The organism is Kribbella sp. NPDC049174, assembly GCF_043197365.1.
Taxonomy (GTDB): Bacteria; Actinomycetota; Actinomycetes; order Propionibacteriales; family Kribbellaceae; genus Kribbella.
This window is the reverse complement of record NZ_JBICSZ010000004.1, coordinates 194,959-216,917: the sequence shown is the minus strand read 5'-3', so window position 1 is coordinate 216,917 and position 21,959 is coordinate 194,959. Positions and strand designations below refer to the sequence as shown.

The 21,959-nt window shown below is 69.2% G+C and carries 22 protein-coding genes and 2 tRNA genes; 15 read left to right on the top strand and 9 right to left on the bottom strand.

Annotated features, from left to right (window positions below):
• Positions 1-51: 51 nt before the first annotated feature.
• Positions 52-123, top strand: a tRNA-Gln gene (locus tag ACGFIF_RS23100).
• Between the two features lie 78 nt (positions 124-201).
• Positions 202-277: transfer RNA gene (locus ACGFIF_RS23095), tRNA-Glu, on the top strand.
• Positions 278-338: 61 nt separating this feature from the next.
• Here ACGFIF_RS23095 and ACGFIF_RS23090 read toward each other — a convergent pair.
• Together ACGFIF_RS23090 and ACGFIF_RS23085 are read right to left on the bottom strand one after the other, a co-directional pair.
• Positions 339-2,882 (bottom strand): ABC transporter permease, encoded by a 2,544-nt coding sequence (locus ACGFIF_RS23090; protein WP_393157139.1) that lies wholly within the window; start codon positions 2,880-2,882, stop codon positions 339-341.
• 2 nt (positions 2,883-2,884) lie between these two features.
• The gene (locus ACGFIF_RS23085; RefSeq protein WP_393157138.1) at positions 2,885-3,637 is read right to left on the bottom strand and encodes an ABC transporter ATP-binding protein; all 753 of its coding nucleotides are present in this window, start codon (positions 3,635-3,637) and stop codon (positions 2,885-2,887) included.
• Positions 3,638-3,855: 218 nt separating this feature from the next.
• On the opposite strand from ACGFIF_RS23085, the gene ACGFIF_RS23080 reads away from it, so the two are divergent.
• Entirely contained in the window at positions 3,856-5,145 is a 1,290-nt protein-coding gene (locus ACGFIF_RS23080) for a histidine kinase (RefSeq protein ID WP_393157137.1), read from the top strand.
• A gap of 1 nt (position 5,146) precedes the next feature.
• A complete protein-coding gene (locus ACGFIF_RS23075; RefSeq protein ID WP_393157136.1) occupies positions 5,147-7,162 on the top strand; it encodes a hypothetical protein in 2,016 nt (671 codons plus the stop codon).
• On the opposite strand, the gene ACGFIF_RS23070 is transcribed toward ACGFIF_RS23075, so the two are convergent.
• From ACGFIF_RS23070 to ACGFIF_RS23060, 3 genes are all read right to left on the bottom strand, one after another.
• Positions 7,122-7,496, bottom strand: coding sequence for a response regulator transcription factor (locus ACGFIF_RS23070; protein ID WP_393157134.1), 375 nt, complete (start codon positions 7,494-7,496; stop codon positions 7,122-7,124). The genes ACGFIF_RS23075 and ACGFIF_RS23070 overlap by 41 nt on opposite strands.
• 92 nt (positions 7,497-7,588) lie before the next feature.
• On the bottom strand, positions 7,589-8,269 hold the full coding sequence (locus tag ACGFIF_RS23065; protein WP_393157133.1) for a response regulator: 681 nt from the start codon (positions 8,267-8,269) through the stop codon (positions 7,589-7,591).
• Between the two features lie 13 nt (positions 8,270-8,282).
• Entirely contained in the window at positions 8,283-8,852 is a 570-nt protein-coding gene (locus ACGFIF_RS23060; protein WP_393157131.1) for an HdeD family acid-resistance protein, read from the bottom strand.
• A gap of 12 nt (positions 8,853-8,864) precedes the next feature.
• Here ACGFIF_RS23060 and ACGFIF_RS23055 point away from each other — a divergent pair, with 12 nt between their 5' ends.
• Entirely contained in the window at positions 8,865-9,434 is a 570-nt protein-coding gene (locus ACGFIF_RS23055; RefSeq protein ID WP_393157130.1) for a 2'-5' RNA ligase family protein, read from the top strand.
• 36 nt (positions 9,435-9,470) lie between these two features.
• Here ACGFIF_RS23055 and ACGFIF_RS23050 read toward each other — a convergent pair whose 3' ends face one another.
• Positions 9,471-10,190: an IclR family transcriptional regulator gene (locus ACGFIF_RS23050; RefSeq protein WP_012922430.1), complete on the bottom strand. Its 720-nt coding sequence runs from the start codon at positions 10,188-10,190 to the stop codon at positions 9,471-9,473.
• A gap of 106 nt (positions 10,191-10,296) precedes the next feature.
• Here ACGFIF_RS23050 and leuC point away from each other — a divergent pair, with 106 nt between their 5' ends.
• The 5 genes from leuC to ACGFIF_RS23025 all read left to right on the top strand — a co-directional run bounded on the left by leuC (position 10,297) and on the right by ACGFIF_RS23025 (position 14,795).
• Entirely contained in the window at positions 10,297-11,727 is a 1,431-nt protein-coding gene (leuC, locus tag ACGFIF_RS23045) for a 3-isopropylmalate dehydratase large subunit (RefSeq protein ID WP_393157127.1), read from the top strand.
• 11 nt (positions 11,728-11,738) lie between these two features.
• Positions 11,739-12,338 (top strand): 3-isopropylmalate dehydratase small subunit, encoded by a 600-nt coding sequence (gene leuD / locus ACGFIF_RS23040; protein WP_393157126.1) that lies wholly within the window; start codon positions 11,739-11,741, stop codon positions 12,336-12,338.
• Positions 12,339-12,627: 289 nt separating this feature from the next.
• Positions 12,628-13,776: a magnesium/cobalt transporter CorA gene (gene corA, locus ACGFIF_RS23035; RefSeq protein ID WP_393157124.1), complete on the top strand. Its 1,149-nt coding sequence runs from the start codon at positions 12,628-12,630 to the stop codon at positions 13,774-13,776.
• Between the two features lie 60 nt (positions 13,777-13,836).
• Positions 13,837-14,022 carry a hypothetical protein gene (locus tag ACGFIF_RS23030; RefSeq protein WP_393157122.1) on the top strand — a complete coding sequence of 62 codons (186 nt, stop codon included), beginning with the start codon at positions 13,837-13,839 and terminating at the stop codon, positions 14,020-14,022.
• Positions 14,023-14,222: 200 nt separating this feature from the next.
• Positions 14,223-14,795, top strand: coding sequence for an HU family DNA-binding protein (locus ACGFIF_RS23025; RefSeq protein ID WP_393157120.1), 573 nt, complete (start codon positions 14,223-14,225; stop codon positions 14,793-14,795).
• A 141-nt stretch (positions 14,796-14,936) separates the two neighbouring features.
• On the opposite strand, the gene ACGFIF_RS23020 is transcribed toward ACGFIF_RS23025, so the two are convergent.
• Both ACGFIF_RS23020 and cofC read right to left on the bottom strand, forming a co-directional pair.
• Positions 14,937-15,143 carry a hypothetical protein gene (locus ACGFIF_RS23020; RefSeq protein ID WP_393157119.1) on the bottom strand — a complete coding sequence of 69 codons (207 nt, stop codon included), beginning with the start codon at positions 15,141-15,143 and terminating at the stop codon, positions 14,937-14,939.
• Position 15,144: 1 nt separating this feature from the next.
• Positions 15,145-15,816: a 2-phospho-L-lactate guanylyltransferase gene (gene cofC, locus ACGFIF_RS23015; RefSeq protein WP_393157117.1), complete on the bottom strand. Its 672-nt coding sequence runs from the start codon at positions 15,814-15,816 to the stop codon at positions 15,145-15,147.
• Between the two features lie 16 nt (positions 15,817-15,832).
• On the opposite strand from cofC, the gene ACGFIF_RS23010 reads away from it, so the two are divergent.
• The 3 genes from ACGFIF_RS23010 to ACGFIF_RS23000 are packed head-to-tail and all read left to right on the top strand — an operon-like array spanning position 15,833 to position 18,545.
• Positions 15,833-16,636 (top strand): lysophospholipid acyltransferase family protein, encoded by an 804-nt coding sequence (locus ACGFIF_RS23010; RefSeq protein ID WP_393157115.1) that lies wholly within the window; start codon positions 15,833-15,835, stop codon positions 16,634-16,636.
• Positions 16,633-17,637, top strand: coding sequence for an NAD(P)H-dependent glycerol-3-phosphate dehydrogenase (locus ACGFIF_RS23005; RefSeq protein WP_393157113.1), 1,005 nt, complete (start codon positions 16,633-16,635; stop codon positions 17,635-17,637). Before ACGFIF_RS23010 ends, ACGFIF_RS23005 begins: the two co-directional genes overlap by 4 nt.
• Positions 17,634-18,545: an aminoglycoside phosphotransferase family protein gene (locus tag ACGFIF_RS23000; protein ID WP_393157112.1), complete on the top strand. Its 912-nt coding sequence runs from the start codon at positions 17,634-17,636 to the stop codon at positions 18,543-18,545. Before ACGFIF_RS23005 ends, ACGFIF_RS23000 begins: the two co-directional genes overlap by 4 nt.
• On the opposite strand, the gene ACGFIF_RS22995 is transcribed toward ACGFIF_RS23000, so the two are convergent.
• Positions 18,521-19,648 carry an ROK family protein gene (locus ACGFIF_RS22995; RefSeq protein WP_393157110.1) on the bottom strand — a complete coding sequence of 376 codons (1,128 nt, stop codon included), beginning with the start codon at positions 19,646-19,648 and terminating at the stop codon, positions 18,521-18,523. The two genes, ACGFIF_RS23000 and ACGFIF_RS22995, sit on opposite strands and share 25 nt — an antisense overlap.
• A 195-nt stretch (positions 19,649-19,843) precedes the next feature.
• Between ACGFIF_RS22995 and ACGFIF_RS22990 the strand changes: the two genes are divergently transcribed.
• Both ACGFIF_RS22990 and ACGFIF_RS22985 read left to right on the top strand, forming a co-directional pair.
• Positions 19,844-20,938 carry a Gfo/Idh/MocA family protein gene (locus ACGFIF_RS22990; protein ID WP_393157108.1) on the top strand — a complete coding sequence of 365 codons (1,095 nt, stop codon included), beginning with the start codon at positions 19,844-19,846 and terminating at the stop codon, positions 20,936-20,938.
• A gap of 11 nt (positions 20,939-20,949) precedes the next feature.
• Positions 20,950-21,957, top strand: coding sequence for a sugar phosphate isomerase/epimerase family protein (locus tag ACGFIF_RS22985; RefSeq protein WP_393157106.1), 1,008 nt, complete (start codon positions 20,950-20,952; stop codon positions 21,955-21,957).
• The last annotated feature ends 2 nt before the right edge of the window (positions 21,958-21,959 follow it).

Here is a 21,959-nt window from a genome sequence, read left to right as displayed (position 1 = left end):
GAGCCAGGTTGTGAGGGCGGAGACAAACTCACAGCGGCAGTGAAATGCCTTTGGGGTATGGGGTAATTGGCAGCCCGTCTGATTCTGGTTCAGTTAGTCTAGGTTCGAGTCCTAGTACCCCAGCGGATTGGACCGCACCGATGGAAATCGGTAGAGTTCAACCTCGTTGCCCGGCCCGCAAGGACCGGATAACAACCCTCTGGCCCCGTTGTGTAGCGGCCTAGCACGCCGCCCTCTCAAGGCGGTAGCGCGGGTTCGAATCCCGTCGGGGCTACCAGAGAACACGAAGGCCCGGACCTCACGGTCCGGGCCTTCGTCTGTTCCCGCTCAACCAGTTCTCAGTCCGCCACCACCGCCTTCAGGACGTCGACCTTGGCGGCGGACCTGGCCGGTCCGACGGCCGCCAGAACACCGGCGACCGCGGCCAGTGCCACGTAGAGCGCCACCTGCAGGCCGGGGATCGAGATGGCCTTGATCCCCTCGTCCGCGAGTGCCTGCGACAGTGCGAGCCCCAAGCCGATGCCGAGGGCGGCGCCGGCCAGTGCACCGATCAGGGAGATGACCACAGACTCCCAGCGCACCATCGCCCGGACCTGAGCCCGTGTCATGCCGACTGCCCGCAGCAGACCCAACTCACGGGTCCGCTCGAACACCGACAGCACCAGGGTGTTGACGATGCCCAGCAGGGCGATGAGGACCGCGAGCAGCAACATCACCGTGACGAAGGTGAGCAACTGGTCGATGAAACCACTGGCCTCCTTCTCGAAGCCCTTGCGATCGAGCACCTTCGCGTCGGGGTGGTCGGCCAGGGCCGCCGTGATGGCCTGCTGGACGGTCGCCCGGTCGGCGCCGGGCACGAGCGTGACCAGGCCGGAGGTGATCAGCTGCGGACCGGCCGCGGCGGTCTGAGCGGCGATACTGATGACGAAGTCGTCGCTGATCCAGCCCTTGCTGTCGTAGATGCCGACGACCTTCATGGTGTGCTTCCCGGTCTCGGCGAACTCGGTCCCGATCGTGTCGCCGACCTTCCACCCGTTCGTCGTCGCGGCGGACTGCGCCACGACCACTCCGGTGGTGCCGAGATCTGACACGGAGCCGGCCGACAACCGCAGGTTCAGCCCTGCTGTCGCGGTGGCCGGGTCGACGGCGGAGTAGCTCGAGTCCGCACCGTTGAACCGGGCCTGCCCCCAGCTGGCGGCGGAGACCTTGTCGACCCCGGACACGCCCTGGACCGCCTTGATCGCCTCGGGGCTGTAGCCCGGTCCCTGCGCACTCGAGGGCGTGATGAACAAGGAGGCTTTGGTCGAGTCCCCGATGATGTCCCCGAACGAGGCCTTCAGCGACGAGGCGAACACGCCCATGCCGACGACCAGGGTCAGTCCGACCATCAGCGCGGCGGCCGTGGACGACGTCCGACGGGGATTGCGCATCGCGTTCTGCCGGGCCAACTCGCCGGGCAGTCCACGCAGTCGCAGCGGTACGCCGATCAGTGACGCCAGCGGACGGGCGGCGGCCGGCAGCAGCATCAGGACACCGACGATGACGGCCAGCAGGCTGGGGCCGAACAGCTTCATGCTCAGGTCGGCGTACAAGGTCATGAACAGTCCGGTCAGACCGATCACGGTCACGACTGCTCCGCTGATGACGCGCTTCTTCGTCGGGTTGCCGGCGCCTGGCACTGCCTCGCGCAGAGCCTCGACCGGCAGGACCTTCGTCGCCCGGTAGGCGGGGACGAGTGCGGCCACGACGGTGACCACAGTGCCGACCAGCAGCGAGACCACGATGGTGCGTGGCTCCACCTGCAGCGACGTACTGGGCAGGCTGAAACCGACCGCGTCCATCAGCAGGTTGAGGCCCTTGGCGACGAGGAGGCCGAGGCCGAGACCGACGGCCGAGGCGATGAAGCCGAGCATCAGCGCCTCGAGCACCAGGCTCCGGTTCACCTGGCGCCGGGTGGCGCCGATGGCCCGCAGCAGAGCGATCTCGCGGGACCGCTGGGTGATCGTCATGGTGAAGGTGTTCCAGATGATGAACGAGCCGACGAACAAGGCGATCCCGGCGAAGATCATGAACAGAATGGTGACGATCTTCAGGTCCGCGTTGACCGCGTCCGTGGACTCCTTCACCACGGTCGCACCGGTGACTGCCTCGGCGCCGTCCGGCAGGACCTCGTTGATCCGCTGTGCCAGGTCGGCCGGTGACACGCCGGGGGCGGCGCTCACGGTGATCGAGTCGAAGAGGCCAGGCGCTCCCAGCACCTTCTGTGCGGTGGCGGAGTCGAAGTACGCGCCCGTCGTACCGCCGAGGTTCTTCTCGCTGCCGAAGCCGACGGTGCCGACCACGGTGAACTCCTGGGTCGGACCGCGGAACAGCACCTTGATGGTGGAGCCGATCGCGATGTCGTGCTCCTCGGCGCTGGTGGCGTCGATCGCCACCTGGTGCGCACCCGATGGCGCCGTACCGGTGAGCAGCTTGACGTCACCGCGCAGGGCGGGATCGGCCGGCAGGCTGTAGCCCATGGTGGGAGCTCCACCGCTGGTCAGCACGGCGCGGCCGTTGTTGTCGGTCAGCAGCGCGTAGCCGCTCACCGAGCCCTCGGCGGTGCGGACCCCATCGGCCTCGCGGACCTGGGTGAGGACGGAGGCGGGGATGGGCGCCCGGCTGGTGCTGATGCCTTCGGACTGGCTGTAGGCGGCCTCGGCGCGGACGACCGCGTCGGTGCCGGCGGAGACCTTGCCGAACAACTGGCCGAAGGCCAGGTGCATGGTGTCGGTCAGGACGAGGGTGCCGGCCAGGAACGCGACCCCGAGTGCGATCGAGGCCACGGTCAGGGCGAGTCGCACCTTGTGTGCGAGCATGCCGCGCAGCGTTGCGGTGAACATGGTCAGGCTCCCAGATGCTTCATGAAGTCGAGAACGGCGTCGGCCGTCGGCTCGAACATCTCGTCGACGACGTGCCCGTCGGCCAGGAACAGCACCCGGTCGGCGTAGCTGGCGGCGGTCGGGTCGTGGGTGACCATGACGACCGTCTGGCCGAGTTCCTTGACGGCCTTGCGCAAGAAGCCGAGCAGTTCGGTTCCCGCCGCTGAGTCGAGGGCCCCGGTGGGCTCGTCCGCGAAGACGATCTGCGGGCGCGAGGCGAGCGCGCGGGCCGCGGCCACCCGCTGCTGCTGCCCACCGGACAGTTCGGTCGGGCGATGGGTCAGCCGGTCGGTGAGGCCCAGCTTGTCGACGATCGACCTGACCCAGACCTCGTCCGGCTTGCGGCCGGCGATGCGGATCGGAAGGACGATGTTCTCGGCGGCGCTCATCGTCGGCAGCAGGTTGAACGACTGGAAGATGAAGCCGATCTGGTCCCGGCGCAGCAGCGTGAGCGCCTTGTCGTTGAGCGAGGTGATCCGGGTGTCCCCGAGGAACACCTCGCCCGACGTCGGCCGGTCGAGGCCGGCGAGCATGTGCAGCAAGGTCGACTTGCCCGAGCCGGACGGCCCCATGATCGCGGTGAACCGGCCGGCCTCGAGGCTGACATGGACGTCCTTGAGTGCGGCGATGGTCGCGTCGCCGCTGCCGTAGAACTTGCTGACGCCCTCGGCCCGGGCCGCGGTCGTCGTCGGAGCGATGGTGGTGGTGGCAGACATGTGATTCTCCCTGTGCCTGATTGCGATGTGCCCTGGTTTCGACCCCCCGGTCGAGCGGCGTGATCCCAGCAAAGGCGTTCCGGCCGCCTGATCCCATCGGGCTGGGCGCACGACGCCGGGGCGCTGGCCGTGGGCAATCGGCGGACGATCGTGCGGCTGACCCCACCCCGGGGGTTCGGGCACTCCCATCCCGTTCGCGGCGGGCGCAGACTGCAGAGGTGAAGTCGTGGGGGCGACGGCGGAGCCGCCGTGAACAACTCGCTGCGCTGCTGGTGCTGGGCGGGCTCGTGGTGTTCGTGGTGCTGGTGTACGTCGTCATCGTGCTGGGCGGTGGTGCACTGATCGGCCACACCTCATCGCCGCATACGGGACTTTCCGTACTGGCGACCACGGTGGTGGCACTGTCCCTCGGGCGGGTGCAGTCACGGCTCGAGGTCGCCGTGTCGCGGCTGGTGCACCGCGGATCGCAGTCGCCGTACGAGGTCTTGAGCCGGTTCTCGCCCACGGTGACCGGCGGCCCGGCGACCGATGACCTGCCGGCCCGGATGGCCGAGGTCCTGGCCGCCGGTACGGGCGCGAAGGCAGCGCAGGTGTGGCTGATGGTCGACGGGCGGTTGAGGCTCGCCGCAACCTGGCCGACGAACGGCGCGACAGCCCGTGAGGTGCCCGGCCGGCGGCAGTTGCCGGTGCGCCAGGCCGGCGAACTGCTGGGCGTTCTGGTCGTGCAGGAACACGAGAACGTACCGCTGACACCAATCGAGGAACGGCTGTTCGCGGGGCTGGCCAACCAGGCCGGACTCGTCCTGCGCGCCGAGCGGTTGCGGGCCGAGCTGGTTCATCGGCTCGCCGAGCTGTCCAGGCTGGCAGCGGAACTGCGAAGCTCGAGGCAACGACTCGTTGACGCGCAGGACGCCGAGCGGAAGCGGCTCGAGCGCGACATCCACGACGGCGCTCAACAGCACCTGGTCGCGCTCGCGGTGAACCTGAGACTGGCCCACACCTTGGCCGGACGGTCACCCGAACGCGCCGATCGGCTGCTCGTGGAGCAGCGCCAGGCGGCTGCCGCGACCATCGAGACGATCACCAGCCTGTCGCGGGGCATTTACCCGAGTCTGCTGGTCGACGAAGGGCTTGCGGTCGCCCTGCGGTCGGCGGCCTCCCGGAGCCCGCTGCCGGCCGAACTGGTCGCGGCTGACATCGGCCGCTACCCGGCCGGCGTCGAGGCCGCGGCGTACTTCTGTGCGCTGGAGGCGATGCAGAACTCGGCCAAGCACTCGTCGGCGACGGCGATCCGGCTGGATCTGCGCGGTGGTCCCACCGTCCTGGAGGTGACCGTCCAGGACGACGGTGCCGGCTTCGATCTCGGGGCAGCGCATGCTGGCGAAGGTCTGGCCAACATGCGTGAGCGGGTCGAGTCGGCCGGCGGCACGCTGACCATCGAGACCACGCCCTCGCGCGGCACGCTTGTGGCCGCGAGGCTGCCGGGCGCACGCCGGTCGGTGGCCTGACATGCACGCGCGAGTGGCCTGGGTACTGACGGCGCTCACCGTGCTCATCGCCGGCGCCGACGTCTGGGTCACCTCGGCCTACCGCGGGCTGCTGTCCGAGGAAGCCGTCGCCATCCACGGTTTCCCGTTCGTCACCGCCGCGGTCGTGGGGTGCTCGGCGATGGGTGCGCTGATCGTGACACGGTGGGCGCGGCACCCGATCGGCTGGCTGCTCTGCCTGATCGGCTTCCTCTCCTCGATCTCGTTGCTGACCGAGGCTTACGGCGTGTGGGTGGCCACGGCCGACGGTCCGGGTTCCCGGAGCCTCGGCGGAATCGCGGGCTGGATCTCCGCCGTGCTGGGCGGATACCTCTCCTTGGCCGCGCTGGCCATCCTCTTCCTGGTCGCGCCGGACGGCCGGCTCCTGTCCCGCCGTTGGCGCGCCGCGGTCGCCGCGTCGTTGGTGGGGTACGCCGCCTACGTCGGAGGCCTGCTCACCCTCTCGCCGACCGAGTTCGACATCGACCGGCAGGACGCCGGGCCGATCGGCGCTCTGCTGCCCGTCGTGGGGTTGCCGTTCATCGCCGGTGCCCTGATCGCCGCGATGGTGTCGATGGTGCTCCGGCTGCGGCACAGCCGGGGAGTGCAGCGGCAGCAACTGCGACTGATCGCGCTGTCTGCGGCGTTCGTTGCCCTGAGCTTCATCCACCTGCTCGTCGTCCAACTGCTCAACGGCGGCCGGCAGACCTGGATCTCGAGCCTCCCGCTGTTCGTCTCCTACTTCTGTCTGCCGCTGCTGTTCGCCGTCGCGGTCCTGCGCTACCGGCTGTTCGATCTGGATCTGATCATCAACCGGGCCGTCGTACTTGCCCTGGGCACCATCTTTGCCGGGGTCGGCTACGTCGGTCTGGTCCTTGCGGTCGCCGCGCTGCTCAACACCCGGACCAGTGGATTCTGGTTGTCGCTGCTTGCCACCGTGCTGGTCGCGCTCGCCTTCCAGCCGCTCCGCCAACGGGTTGTCAGGTTCGCCAACCGGCTGGCTTACGGGGCCAGGGCGTTGCCCTACGAGGCGCTGTCCGACTTCAGCCGTCGCCTCACGGAACCGCCCTCACCCGACGCGTTGCTGCCCGCTGTCGCCGAAGCGGCCGGGCGCGCGGTGTCCGCGCAGTCGTCCACCGCGGTCCTGCAGGTTCCCGGCCAGGCGGGAATCTCCGACGTCTGGCCCGGCCCGGCCGACGGACCACCGGACTACCAGGTGCCTGTCCGGCAGGGTGGCGACACCCTTGGCAGCATCGGCGTCACGATGCCGAAGGGTCGCGGGCTCCGGCCCGCGGACGAGCGACTGCTGCAGGATCTGGCCGACCAGACCGCGCTGGCATTCCGCAACGCCGCGATGGAGGCCGAGCTGGCGGAGCACGTGGCCGCCCTCGACCACACCACCGAGGCGCTGGCGGAGTCCCGGCGAAGGATCATCGCGGCCGACGACGCCGCGCGCCGCCGCCTGGAGTCCGCGATCTCCCGCGACGTGCTGTCCCATCTGCAGCCGATGCCCGAGCGGTTGAGCCGTCTGAGCGTGGCGAGATCGGGGAGTGCGGCGGCGGACGAGCTCGAGCAGCTCGTCGACGAGACGAATGCGGCACTCGAGTCGTTGCGGGCACTGACCCGAGGGCTGTTCCCCACCCAGCTGGCCCGGGCCGGGCTGGCCCGCGCACTCCGGTCACACTTGGCGCGCGACGGTCAGGCGGCCGCTCTGCACGTCGAGCCGTCGGCCGACCGGCGGTTCCCCTCCAGGGTCGAGGCGGCCGTCTACTTCTGCTGTGTCGAGGCGGTGCGCGCCGGGTCCGTGACGACCCGGATCGACCTCCGGGTGGTGGCTGCGGAGCTCGTGGTGCAGATCCGTGGCCTCGCCGGCGATCAGATCGACGTACAGGCGCTTGTCGACCGGGTCGAGGCGGCGGGCGGGCGGCTGGAGCTCGATGTGGCCGGTCTGCTGTCGGTCAGCATTCCGGTTGATCCCGGCGAGCCCACGCAGCGGTGAGCAGGTCCGGACCGAACGCTGCCTTGGACAGGTACGACGCGGCTCCACACCCGGAGAGGTCGAACTCGTCCCGGTCATAGGTCGACAGCAGTACGACGACCGGCGGGTCGGCGTCCCTGGTGATCTGCCGGGTGGCCTCGATGCCGTCGATACCGGGCAGGTTGACGTCCATGAGCACGAGGCCCGGGCGCAGCCTGGTGACCGCGAGCAGCGCTGCCTCGCCGGACGACGTGGACGCGACGACGACGAAACCGTCGGTCTCCGACACGACCGCGGCGATCGCCCGCCGGAACGGCTCCTGGTCGTCCACGATCAGCACACGTACCTCGGCCACTTGCTCACCTCCTGACAGCCATCGTGGGGGACAAGCCAGCGAGGCGACATCGTGCTGTCCGCCCGGACTGGTGCGGCTGACCCCCACCGGCGTCAGCGGCCGGCCGGCCCACCGGTCGCTTCGAGGAAGGCGAGGACGGCCATGACGCGGCGGTTGACGTCGGACTCGTCGGCCAGGCCGAGTTTCTGGAACAGCGAGCTGATGTGTTTCTCGACGGCCCGGGTGCTCATGAACAGGGCTTTGGCCGTCGCCTCGTTGCTGCGGCCGGCGGCGAGTTCCTGGAGCACCTCGCGCTCCCGGTCGGTCAGGCCGGGCAAGGGTGACCGCGTTTCCTGCGCCTTTCGCGCCAGCAGACCCTCGACGACCCTGGAATCGAGGACGGAGCCGCCGCGCGCGACGTCGTACAGGGCGCGCAGCAGTTCGTCGCGCTGCGACACCCGCTCCTTCAGCAGGTAGCCGAGGCCGGCGACGCCCTCGGACAGCAGGTCGAACGCGTAGTCCTCCTCGACGTACTGCGACAGCACGACGACTCCGATCGACGGGTGGTCGGCCCGGATCCGCTTGGCGGCGTCGATGCCCTCGGTCGTGAACGTCGGGGGCATCCGGATGTCGGTCAGTACGGCGTCCGGCCGGTACCGGGCCACCGACTCCAGCAGTGCCGCCGGATCGGTGACCACGTCGACGAGCTCGACGTCCTCGGCCTCGGTGAGGAGCGCCGAGATGCCTTCACGCACGAGGAAGTTGTCATCCGCGAAGACAACACGCAACGCCACCGCAGGCCCGCCGTCAGGCCGGTCCGCTGGGGGCCGCGCTGCTGGTTTCACCGGCGGTGAGTTCGCGGCGCAGGGCGAGGCCGCCGAGGACGAAGACCGCACCCCACATCAGCGCGACGACGCCGAGGAACACCGCGATGCCGACAGCGGCCGCGCCGGGGTTGGCGACGAAGAGGATGCCCAGCAGGATCGACAGCGCGGCACTCAGCAGGAGCAGTCCGCGTGGTCGGGTCCGGTTGCTGCCGAAGGCTCCGACCACCTCGAAGAGACCGCGCACGATCAGCCAGATGCCGAGGATCCAGGTCAGCGCCTTCGCGGTCACTGCCGGGCTGAAGATCGCGAAGAACGCCGCGACGAGTGCGATCACCCCCATCAGCACCAGCCAGACCCGGCTGCCCTGCCCTTCCGGCTGGAACGCCTGAGCCAGCAGACCCACGCCGTCCATCAACGCCCAGAAACCCCAGAGCAACGCCAGCGCGACGGCGGTCTCGAGCGGCCAGACGATCGCCAGGATCCCGAAGACGATCCCGATCACCCCGCGGACGACGAGCATCTTCCACCCGGTCGTGAGCAACTCCCGCATACGGCACCTCCCATGCCCATCGTGATCTCGTCACGCCTCGCGCACAACGCCCCGACGTACTGTGCTGTCATGGCGCTGGCCGTCTGCCTGCTCTTCGACCGCCGCTCCGACCGGATCCTGCGGGCCTTGTGGGACCGGTTGGAGGATCTCGGCGTACCGACGCTGAAGTCGCACACGCACGGCCGGCACGTGCCGCACCTGTCTCTCGCGGTGCTGCGGGAGTGGGATCACGACAAGGTGATGAAAGCCGTTCAGCCGCTGATGGACGGCGGGCCTGTCGGGTTGTACTTCGATGCGCTCGGGACGTTCCGGCGTGGTCGGGCGTGGCTGGTGCCGGTGGTCGGCGTGGAGGTGCTGGAACGTCAGCAGCAAGTGGTGTCGGCGGTCACCGGAACGGGAGCCGATCTGCACCGGCACTACCAACCAGGGCGCTGGGTGCCACATTGCACCCTCGCACCTCGCGTGCCACTGGTCGCGTTGCCGATCCTGGCGGCCGCCGTGTACGACGTGCTGCCGCTCGAGACGACTGCTGACCATGCCGCGCTGATCGACAGCGGCACCGGTCAGGTGTGGCCTCTCTAGTACTTGGAGCGCGACTGTTACTCGGACGCGCGGCGGTTACTCGGAGGCGCGGCGGAGGGCTTCGGAGAGGCGTTCGGCGGCGGCCATGACGGCGGGGGCGTGCATGCGGCCGGGCTGGCGGGAGAGGCGTTCGATCGGGCCGGAGACGGAGACGGCGGCGATCACCTTGCCGCTGGGGGAGCGGACCGGGGCCGAGACGGACGCGACGCCCTGCTCGCGTTCGCCGACCGAGTGGGCCCAGCCGCGACGCCGTACGCCGGCCAGCGCGGCCGCGTTGAAGGTCGCGTTGTGGAGGCCGCGGTGCATCCGCTCCGGGTCCTCCCAGGCAAGCAGTATTTGGGCAGCCGACCCGGCCGCCATGGTCAGCTGGCTGCCGACCGGAACCGTGTCGCGCAGACCGGACGGGCGCTCGGCGGCCGCGACACAGACGCGGTACTCACCCTGCCGCCGGAACAGCTGCGCCGACTCACCCGTGATGTCGCGCAGTCGCGCCAGCACCGGGCCGGCGGTCGCCAGCAGCCGGTCCTCACCTGCCGCCGAGGCCAACTCGCTGAGTCGCGGACCGAGCACGAATCGTCCCTGCATGTCCCGGCCGACCAGCCGGTGGTGCTCGAGCGCCACCGCCAGCCGGTGCGCGGTCGGGCGGGCCAGCCCGGTGGCCGCGACCAGTCCGGCCAGGGTCGCCGGCCCGGACTCGAGCGCGGACAGAACGAGGGCTGCTTTGTCGAGAACGCCGACTCCGCTAGAGTTGTCCATGAGACGATATTGCCGTCTCGAATCGTGGAACGCAAGTCGCTTCGGTGACCCAATCGAGAGCACTGTGAGCGATAGCACCCAGCAAATACCTCAAAGGAGAAGTCTGATGGGTAGGACGTTGTCGGAAAAGGTCTGGGATGCGCACGTTGTGCGCCATGCCGACGGAGAGCCCGACCTCCTCTACATCGACCTCCACCTGGTGCACGAGGTGACCAGTCCGCAGGCCTTCGACGGACTCCGGCTGGCCGGCCGTCCGGTCCGGCGCCCGGACCTGACGATCGCCACCGAGGACCACAACGTCCCGACCTTCGACGTGGACAAACCGATCGCCGACCCGGTGTCGCGGACCCAGGTGGACACGCTGCGCCGCAACGCCGAGGAGTTCGGCATCCGGATCCACACCCTCGGCGACCCGGACCAGGGCGTCGTGCACGTGATCGGCCCGCAGCTCGGCCTGACCCAGCCCGGGATGACCGTGGTCTGCGGTGACAGCCACACCTCCACCCACGGCGCGTTCGGCGCGATTGCCTTCGGCATCGGTACCAGCGAGGTCGAGCACGTGCTGGCCACCCAGACGCTGATGCAAGCCCGGCCGAAGACGATGGCCGTCACGGTCGACGGCGTCCTGCCCGACGGGGTCTCGGCCAAGGACCTGGTGCTGGCGCTGATCGCGCAGGTCGGCACCGGCGGCGGCCAGGGCTACATCGTCGAGTACCGCGGCGAGGCGATCCGGGCGCTGAGCATGGAAGCCCGGATGACGATCTGCAACATGTCGATCGAGTGGGGCGCGAAGGCCGGCATGATCGCGCCGGACGAGACCACGTTCGCCTACCTGAAGGACAAGCCGCACGCGCCGCAGGGTGTCGACTGGGAGGCCGCGGTCGAGTACTGGAAGAGCCTGGCCACCGACGAGGACGCCACCTTCGACCGTGAGGTCGTACTGCGCGCCGAGGACATCGCCCCGTTCGTCACCTGGGGCACCAACCCGGGCCAGGGCATCCCGCTGTCGGAGAACGTGCCGTCGCCGGACGACTTCGACAACGAGAACGACAAGGTCGCGGCCGAGCGCGCGCTGGAGTACATGGGCCTGACCGCCGGTACGCCGATGCGCGAGATCCACGTGGACACGGTCTTCCTGGGCTCGTGCACCAACGGCCGGATCGAGGACCTGCGGGCCGCCGCCGGGGTGCTGGCCGGCCGGAAGGTTGCCGAGGGCACCAGGATGCTCGTGGTTCCCGGCTCCGGCCGGGTCCGGTTGCAGGCCGAGGCCGAGGGGCTGGACCGGATCTTCAAGGACGCCGGCGCCGAGTGGCGCGGCGCGGGCTGCTCGATGTGTCTGGGTATGAACCCGGACCAACTGGCCCCGGGGGAGCGCAGCGCCTCCACCTCCAACCGGAACTTCGAAGGCCGGCAGGGCAAGGGCGGCCGCACCCACCTGGTCTCGCCGCTGGTCGCCGCCGCGACCGCCGTCACCGGAACGCTCGCGGCCCCGGCGGACCTGCAGCCGCTGGACGTCGCCGTACCCGAGAACGTCTGAGGAGCAGAAGAATGGAAGCCTTCACCCAGCACATCGGTACGGCGGCCCCGCTGCGCCGCAGCAACGTCGACACCGACCAGATCATCCCGGCCGTCTACCTGAAGCGGGTCACCCGGACCGGGTTCGAGGACGGCCTGTTCGCCGCCTGGCGCAACGACCCCGAGTTCGTCCTCAACCAGCCTGACTACGCGGGCGTCTCGGTGCTCGTCGCCGGTCCCGACTTCGGCACCGGATCGTCGCGGGAGCACGCGGTCTGGGCGTTGCTCGACTACGGGTTCCGGGTCGTGGTGTCGTCGCGGTTCGGCGACATCTTCCGCGGCAACTCGGGCAAGGCCGGGCTGCTCGCGGCCCTGGTGACACAGGAGGTCGTGGAGCAGTTGTGGACCACGATCGAGGCCGACCCGGGCACCAAGGTCACGGTGGACCTGGAGAACAAGACGATCTCGGCCGGTGACGTGTCCGCGCCGTTCGACATCGACGACTACACCCGGTACCGGCTGCTGAACGGTCTCGACGACGTCGGCATCACCTTGTCGCACGAGGCCGACATCTCCGCCTACGAAGCGACCCGGCCGTCCTTCAAGCCGGCCACGCTGCCCGCCAAGGCCTGACCGAACCGCGAAGCTTTCGCCCATCCCCACCGCGGGGGTGGGCGAAACCTTTGTGTAACGGACAGAACATCGGAGGCGATAACTCTGGTGTTACCCTTGCGGGGTTGTCAGTACAAGGCTTGCGAGATCTGGGAGGTGAGGCGCTCATGAACAGCGATCCCTCCAGACATACCGATCTCGCTCGACCTTCGAGAGGCTGACGCTCCTTCTCTCTTGATGCGGCCCGGGTGCCGCGGGGTCGGGCAGACGTGTGCCCACATACACCCGCAACACCGCATCTGGAGGACTCATGTCCGACCTGCGCACGCGCACGCTCCGGGCGTTCAGCCGCACCCCGTCGAACCGCGCCGCCTCCCGCCGCGCCATCCAGCCGCCGGCCGAGCAGCCGGTCCGCGACACCACCCCGAAGCCCAACGGGCACAGTGTCGTCGACAGTGCGATCTACAGCGACGGCCGCCGGGTCGCGTCGCCGGAGTCGCTGGCCGACACCTATCGCGTCCTGCACAAGTCGCCGAAGAGCCTGGCCTGGATCGGCCTGTACCGGCCGGACCGGCGCGAACTCGCCTCATTGGCACAGGAGTTCGACCTGCACGAGCTGGCGATCGAGGACGCCATCCAGGCGCATCAGCGGCCGAAGCTCGAGCGGTACGGCGAGACGTTGTTCGTGGTCCTGAAGGCCGCCCGCTACCGGGACGCGACCGAGGAGGTCGAGTTCGGCGAGGTGCACGTGTTCGTCGGCCCGGACTTCGTGGTGACGGTCCGGCATGCCGAGGCGCCCAATCTGGCCGCGGTACGACGCCGGGTCGAGCGCGACCCCGAGTTGCTCAACCGCGGGACCGAGGCCGTGCTCTACGCGATCATGGACAAGGTCGTCGACGGGTACGCACCGGTGGTGGCCGGCCTGGAGAACGACATCGACGAGATCGAGACCGAGGTGTTCCGCGGCGACCCGAAGGTGTCGCGGCGCATCTACGAGCTGTCCCGTGAGGTGATCGAGTTCCAGCGCGCGACCCGGCCGCTGGTCGGCATGCTGGAGCAGTTGCGTGGCGGATTCGAGAAGTACGGGATCGACGAGGAACTGCAGCGCTCGTTGCGTGACGTCGCCGACCACGTCACCGAGGTGGTGGAGAAGGTCGGCGGGTTCCGCGAACTGCTGCGCGACATCCTGACCGTGAACGCGACGCTGGTCGCCCAGCAGCAGAACGAGGAGATGAAGAGCCTCGCGATCGCCAGCAGCGCGCAGAACGAAGAGGTCAAGAAGATCTCCGCGTGGGCGGCCATCCTGTTCGCACCGACCTTGATCGGCACCGTCTACGGGATGAACTTCGACCACATGCCCGAGCTGCACTGGCAGTACGGCTACCCGTTCGCGGTCGGCCTGATGGGGTTGGTGTGCGGCGGTCTGTACGTGATCTTCAAGCGGCTCAGCTGGCTCTGAATGCCCGGCGCCCAACGCGGGCACTAGTCTTCAGACACCTGAAGACCTTGGAGGCGGACCATGTGGTTGTTCCTGCGCCGGCGCCTGATCATGTGGGCCGTGCTGGCGATCGCCGTACCGTTGCTGGACTGGCTGCTCGGGAAGGTGGCGGCCGAGTTGCGTGCCAGGAAGGGCGACTCGGCCGTCACCAGGGGGCTCGACACGGCCCAATCGGGGCTGCGATTCGTGCGCGGCAAGCGTCGCTAGCCGGTCACGGATGGGCATCGGTTCGTTGCTCTGAAGGGGATTCGGGACGCCAGAAGGGCCGGATCGGGCCAAATTGTGGCACGAATCGCCCAAAACAAGGCCGAATTGCCGCGTTGGTGTTTGTGAACGGCGTGTTGAGTCCATAACGTTCCTGTGAGATCGAGCGCTGTGCTCGACGCCTACGTTCACGGAGGGAAGCAGTGAACAAGAGCCAGTTGGTCGAAGCGCTCGCAGTGCACTTCGACGGAAACCGCCGCCAGGCCCAGCACGCTTTGGAATCGGTGATCGACACCGTGGAGCGCGAGCTGACCAAGAAGGGTGGCAAGGTCGCCATCACCGGTTTCGGTGCCTTCGAGGCCATCGAGCGTGGCGCGCGCATCGTGCGCAACCCGCGGACCGGTGAGACCAAGCGTGCCAAGAAGACCGTGGTTCCGAAGTTCCGCGCGGGTGCGGAGCTGAAGGCCGTTGTCTCCGGTGCGAAGAAGCTGCCGAAGCTCGTCGTGCCGAAGCCGGCCGCGACCGCCACCAAGGCGGCCGCTCCGGCCAAGAAGGCCGCTCCGGCCAAGGCCGCGGCGACCAAGACCGTTGCCAAGAAGGCTCCGGCCAAGAAGGCCCCGGCCAAGACCGTTGCCAAGAAGGCACCGGCCAAGAAGGCCCCGGCCAAGACCGTTGCCAAGAAGGCACCGGTCAAGAAGGCGACCGTCGCCAAGAAGGCGCCGGCCAAGAAGGCCCCCGCCAAGAAGGCTCCGGCGAAGCGCGCAGCTTCTCGCTGACCTTCAGCACTGCAGCACCGCAACACCAGCGAAGGCCGGTCACCCCACTCCAGGGGCGACCGGCCTTCGCCGTGTCCTGCACAGTGCCGTGTCTTGCACAGTGCCGTGTCCTGAGTCCTGAGGGGTGCCTTCGGCAACCTTCTACAGCTCGGTGATGAAGTCCACCTTGGTCACCGCCAGCGTCGCCCCGGAGCCGGTGGTCTGCAGCCGGACCCGCTGGCCGACGCGCAGATGGCGGACCGGGGTGTCGGCGACGGCGTGCACGGTGAAGGGCAGTTCGACACCTCGGTCGGTCAGGACCGCACCGGAGAAGGTCTCGGTGTCGTAGCGGCTCACGGTTCCTTGCATATCAGCAGGCTAGACCCTCGGTCCCGGTGGCGGCACCGAGTACCAGTGACATCACGTCGGCCGTCGCCGGACCCACCCCGAGTTGTACGGCGTGGGCCAGATCGGCCGCCGTGTCGACGTCACGGCGTACCGACTCGATGCCGGAAAGCTCGATCGGGACCGCGCCGGAGGCCTGGTGGGCTAGTGCGGAACCCACGCCGAACCGTGGATCCAGCGCGACCCCGGGAGCCGCGGCGAGCAACGTCGTACCGGTCCCGGGCAGGTCGATCACGAACGACCGCGGCGCCACACAGGCAGCCAGTACGGCGGTCAGCTCGGCCGGCCGGAGCGCCGGGAGATCCGCGGAGAGGGCAACGACGCCGTGGTCCGGGAACTCGGCCGCGGCGACCGCGGCACCATGCAGCAAGGCTTCGTTGAGGCCCGCGCCCGGGAGGTCCGGCACCACCCGCGCACCCACCGCGGTGACGTCCGCGGCGACGACCGGGTCATCGGTGACGACCAGGACGGCGCGGACCAGGGGAGAGGCCAAGGCGGCCGCAGTAGTGTCGACAGCGAAGGACCGGGCCAGCTCCGGACGGTGCTGGGGGTAGGCCGCAGCGAGGCGGCTCTTCGCGATCGCCGTACGCTTCACCGGGATCGCCAGGGTCCAGGGAGCGACCTGTAGGTCTGCCATCAGGCAGGATTCTCCCATGACGGATGGCAGTGACGAGCACCAGGAGGCAGTAGTGAACGGCGGTCCGCGCGGTGACAGGCCAGACCCCCGGCCGCGCCGGGGCTTCTGGTTCGGCCTGGTGGTCGCGATCGTCAAACCGTTCATGCTCGTCTTCACCAAGCCGGAGTTCACCGGCCGGGAGAACATGCCGCGGTCCGGCGGCGTGGTGTTCGCGCCGAATCACATCTCCCATTTCGACCCGCTGGTGCTCGGGTTCTACATCTGGGAATGCCGGCGGATCCCGCGGTTCCTGGGCAAGGCGTCGGTGTTCAAGCTGCCGATCGCCGGCCGGATCATCAGCAGCGCCGGGCAGATCCCGGTGTACCGGGAGTCGACCCAGGCCGCGGACGCCTTCCGCGATGCCGTCGCCGCGGTCGAGCGGGGCGAATGTGTCGGCGTCTACCCCGAGGGCACCATCAGCCGCGACCCGGACCTGTGGCCGATGTCGGGCAAGACCGGGGTCGCCCGGATCGCCCTGCGGACCGGCTGCCCGGTGATCCCGATCGCCAACTGGGGTGCGCAGGAGGTGATCAGGTCGTACACCGGCAAGACGAGGATCAGGCTGCTGCCGCGCAAGACGATCAAGGTGCGGGCCGGGAAACCGGTCGACCTGAGCGCGTTCACGGACAAGCCGATCACGAACGAGCTGTTGCACGAGGCAACCGAGGTGATCATGCACGCGGTCGCCGAGACCCTCGGCGAGCTGCGCGGCGAGACCCCGCCCAAAGAACTCTTCGACCTCCGCAAGGCCCGATCAGACGACGGTGAGGAGAAAGCATGACAAAGGTTGCGGTGTTCGGGGCGGGATCCTGGGGTACGGCGTTTGCCACGGTGCTGGCGAATGCGGGGAACCAGGTGTCCATCTGGGGCCGGCGTGAATCGCTGTGCGAGGCGATCAACACCCGGCACGAGAACCCCGACTATCTGCCCGGGCTGCGGCTCCCGGACGCGATCACCGCGACCCACGATCCGGCGGCGGCCGCCGATGGCGCGGAAGCCGTCGTACTGGCGGTGCCGAGTCAGTCGCTGCGGGAGAACCTGACCGACTGGGCCGGTGTGCTGCCCAACGCCGTACCCCTGGTGAGCCTGATGAAGGGCGTCGAGGTCGGTACGACGAAGCGGATGAGCGAGGTGATCGCGGAGCTCACCGGCGCCGGCCCGGAGCGGATCGCGGTCGTGTCGGGTCCGAACCTGGCCCGCGAGATCGCCGAAGGACAGCCGGCCGCGTCGGTGGTCGCGTGTGCCGACGAGGGGACCGCGACCCGGTTGCAGAAGTTGTGCCACTCGCAGACGTTCCGCCCGTATACGAACAACGACGTGATCGGCTGCGAGCTCGGCGGCGCGACCAAGAACGTGATCGCCCTGGCCGTCGGGATGGCCGTCGGCCTCGGCTTCGGCGACAACGCCCGGGCGTCCGTGATCACGCGCGGCCTGGTCGAAACCGCCCGCCTCGGTACGGCGCTCGGCGCGCAGGAGCACACGTTCTCGGGCCTGGCCGGTCTGGGCGACCTGGTCGCGACCTGCTCGTCGCCGTTGTCGCGCAACCGGACCTTCGGCGAGAAACTCGGTCAGGGGATGACGGTGGCCGAGATCGCCGGCGCGACCCGGCAGGTCGCCGAAGGCGTCAAGTCCTGCGCGTCGATCAGCGAACTCGCGCACCACCACGACGTCGAGATGCCGATCGCCGAACACGTCACCAAGGTCGTGGCCGGTGAGATGACGCCGAAGGACATGCTCTTCAGCCTTGTCTCCCGCTCCGCCAAGTCGGAACGCTGGGGATGATCCCCGAAGCCTTCGCCCGGTCCACGATCGACCGCGAGGGTGAGGCGGGTGCGGCCTGGCTGGCCGAGCTGCCTGGCATTCTGGCCGATCTGCTGGAGCGCTGGGAGTGCGTCCGGGACGGCGAGGTGGTGCACGGACAGGTCGGCGTCATCGTCCCCGTGCTGGCTCCCGATCCCGCAGTGATCAAGCTGTCGTTCCCGCATCCGGGCAACGTGCACGAGCCGGACGCGTTCGCCGCATGGGGTGGGGATGGTGCCGTCTTGCTCTACGAACGCGACGACGAGCGGTTCGCCATGCTGCTGGAACGAGCGCACCACTCGACCCTGGGCGAGCTCGGTGACGGCGACGAGATCGCGGCGGTGTCGGGACAGCTCAGTCGCCGGCTGTCCATCCCGGCGCCTGCTCGGCTCCCGCGGCTGGCGGATCGGGCCGACGGCTGGGCCGAGGAGCTGCGGCAGGGCGTCGCGGACTTTCCCGGCGCAGTGCCCGCCGCTGCGGTGGACGCCGCGCTGGCCGTCGTCGACGAACTCGGCCGGGAACAGCCGGACCTCCTCATGCATGGCGACTTCCATGCCCGCAACATCCTCCGCGGCGAGCGCGAACCGTGGCTGGCTGTCGATCCCAAGGGGTACGTCGGAGATCCGGCCTACGACGGCGCGACGATGCTCAAGCCTCGTGCCCTGGCTCTGATCGAGTCCGAGGATCTGATGATGACGCTGCGCCACGAGGTGAACGTGTTCGCGGAGGCCGCGGAGCTGGATCCCGAGCGCGTCCGCAGGTGGGCCCACTTCCAGGCCGTGCAGGCCGCCTTCCACGGCAGGCGCCATGGGTTCGGCCGGGCCCGCGGTGGGCCGTATCTCGACCGGATCCTCGCGCTGGTGGATCAGTTGGCCGTCAGCTGGTGCTGAAGGACGAGGGTCGCGGCGCCGCGGAGGGCAGCGTCCTGGCCCGATCGTGACGTGACCACCCGAAGGTCGGTGGTGGCCAGGGGCAACGATCTGGCATAGATCGCTTCCCGGATCCCTGCCAACAGGCTGTCGCCGGCCTGGGAGAGTGAGCCGCCGACGACGATCACCGACGGGTTGAGCAGGCTGACACAGGCAGCCAGGACGGTGCCGATCTCCCGGCCCGCTTGGCGAACGGCTGCTGTCGCGATGGAGTTGCCGGCGCGGACCAGGTCGACGATGTCCCGACTGCCCTGGACTTCGAGCTGGGTGGCGATCGCCGCGGCCGACGCCACCGCCTCGAGACAGCCGATGTTGCCGCAGCGGCAGCGTTCCGTTCGGCCCGGGGCCTGGATGTGCCCGATGTCGCCGGCCGCGCCTTGGGCACCTCGGTGCAGCCGGCCACCGCTGATCACGCCCGCACCGATTCCGGTCGCGACCTTCACGAACAGCAGGTGCTCGACGTCGGCGTACTCGGTCGCGTGCTCGCCGAGGGCCATGATGTTCACGTCGTTGTCGACCAGCACCGGTCCGGTGAGTTCACGGCTGAGCCGTTCGACGACGTCGTACGAATCCCAGCCCGGCATGATTGGTGGATGGTTCGGACGTCCCGTGCTGTGCTCGACAGGGCCCGGCAGTCCGACGCCGGTGCCGGCCAAGTCGTTGACGGACCGACGCGCCTTCTTCAGCAAGGCACGCCCGGACCGCACGACCGCACCCAGAACAACCTCGGGTCCTTCGGCGATGTTCAGGGGCATCGTGGACCGGTCGAGGATGTCGCCGGTCAGGTTGGTGAGGGCGACGGACAGGTGGGTCGCGCCGACGTCCGCGGCCAGGATGAGCCGTGCGGCCGGGTTGAACCGGAACCGCGCCGGCGGCCGTCCGCCGGTCGACGCCGCCTCACCCGACGGTACGACGAGACCGGCCGCGACCAACTCCTCGATCCGGCCGGTCACCGTCGACCTCGCCAGTCCACTGAGGTCGATGAGTTCGGCCCGCGTTCGCGGCTGCCCGTCGAGGAGCAGGCGCAGTACCGCGCCACTTCCGGCCGTACCGAGATCACTCATGCTGAGCCTTTGGCCGGGCCTTCGGCGCCGGCGCGGTCATGGGGCTTTGACTCCCGCCCTTCCCTCGTCATTTCAGTCGCTTCGCTCCCTACATTCCTCAGTCCAGGGCGGGAGGCCCCATGACCGGACTTCCGTCGATGGGCCGCTGGACTTTTGCTTGACAGGGTTCAAAAGTGTCACATAGCGTCCTTCAGCGTGTCCACCAGTGCGCGCAAGCTCCGGGTCGGGATCGTCGGCGGCGGCTTCATGGGCCGTGTCCACGGCAGGTCCGCCCTGGTCGCGGGTGCCCAGGTCGTCGGCGCGGTCGGGTCGACGCCGGCCCGGGCCGAAGCCGCCGCCGAGGCGACCGGAGCCGAGCGCGGCTTCGCGGACCTCGACGAACTGCTTGCCGCCGACATCGATGTGGTCCATGTCTGTACGCCGAACAACACGCACCTCCCGGTGACGCTGCAGGCCCTGGAAGCCGGCAAACACGTCGTCTGCGAGAAGCCGCTCGCCACCGCAGTGCAGGACGCGGCCGGTTTGCACGCGGCCGCCATCGAGGCCGGGCGAGTCGGAACGGTGCCGTTCGTCTACCGCTACCACCCGATGGTCCGGGAGCTGCGGACCCGGATCGCCGAGGGCGAAGCCGGTGTGATCACGAGCCTGCACGGGTCGTACCTGCAGGACTGGCTGGCCGGCGAGGACGATCAGAACTGGCGCGTGGACGACGAGGCCGGCGGACCGTCCCGGACGTTCGCCGACATCGGGTCCCACTGGTGCGACCTCACCGAGTTCGTCACCGGCGACCGGATCCAGGCCATCAGCGCACAGTTGCGGACCGTTCGTTCGGAACGCGGCGGGGTCGCGGTCCGGACCGAGGATCTGGCGACCGCGCAGTTCCGGACCGAGGCCGGGGTGGTCGGCACGATCGTGGTCAGCCAGGTCGCGGCCGGCCGGAAGAACCGCCTCTATCTCGAGGTCTCCGGGACCGAGTCGAGTTTCGGCTTCGACCAGGAGGACCCGGAGCGGTTGTGGGTCGGCCGCCGGACCGCTTCGCAGCTGCTGACCCGGGATCCCGAGACCCTCAGCCCGCCCGCGGCGCGGGTGAACCGGCTGCCGGCCGGGCATGCGCAGGGGTACCAGGACGCCTTCGACAGTTTCGTCGCCGACAGCTATGCCGCCGTCCTGGGTGACCGCCCGGACGGCCTGCCCGATTTCGCCGCCGGTGCGCGGTCCGCCCGGCTGGTCGACGCCGTACTGCGGTCGGCCGCCGCGGACAGCGCCTGGATCACCGTCGAGAATTCTTAGGAGCCAGTCAGATGCCACGTCCGATCACGTTGTTCACGGGCCAGTGGGCCGACCTGCCGTTCGAGGAGGTCTGCCAGTTCGCGTCAGAGTCGGGGTACGACGGCGTCGAGATCGCCTGCTCGGGTGACCACTTCGACGTCCAGCAGGCGGTCGAGGACGACACCTACGTCCAGGGCCGGCACGACATCCTGGCGAAGTACAACCTGAAGGTCTTCGCGATCTCCAACCACCTGGTCGGTCAGGCGGTCTGCGACGACCCGATCGACTTCCGGCACCAGGCGATCGTGCCGGCCCGGGTGTGGGGCGACGGGGATCCCGAAGGTGTGCGGCAGCGGGCCGCCGAGGACCTGAAGAACACCGCGCGGGCCGCGGCCAAGCTCGGCGTGAACACGGTGATCGGCTTCACCGGTTCGTCGATCTGGCAGTACGTCGCGATGTTCCCGCCGGTCCCGGCCGAGCGGATCGCGGCCGGCTACCAGGACTTCGCGGACCGGTGGAACCCGATCCTCGACGTGTTCGACGAGGTCGGCGTCCGGTTCGCGCACGAGGTGCACCCGTCGGAGATCGCCTACGACTACTGGACCACCCAGCTCACCCTGGAGGCGATCGGTCACCGTGAGGCGTTCGGGCTGAACTGGGACCCGAGCCACATGGTCTGGCAGGACATCGACCCGGTCGCGTTCCTGTGGGACTTCAAGGACCGGATCTACCACGTCGACTGCAAGGACACCCGGATGCGGACCGGCGGCGGCCGCAACGGCCGGCTCGGCTCGCACCTGCCCTGGGGTGACCCGCGGCGCGGCTGGGACTTTTACTCGACCGGCCACGGCGACGTGAAGTGGGAGGACTGCTTCCGCGTCCTCAACTCCATCGGGTACGACGGCCCGATCTCGGTCGAGTGGGAGGACGCCGGGATGGAACGCAAGGTCGGCGCCGCCGAGGCCGTCAACGTCATCCGCGCCCTGGCCTTCGACAAGCCCGCGGCGGCCTTCGACGCAGCCTTCGCCACGGACAAGTAGCG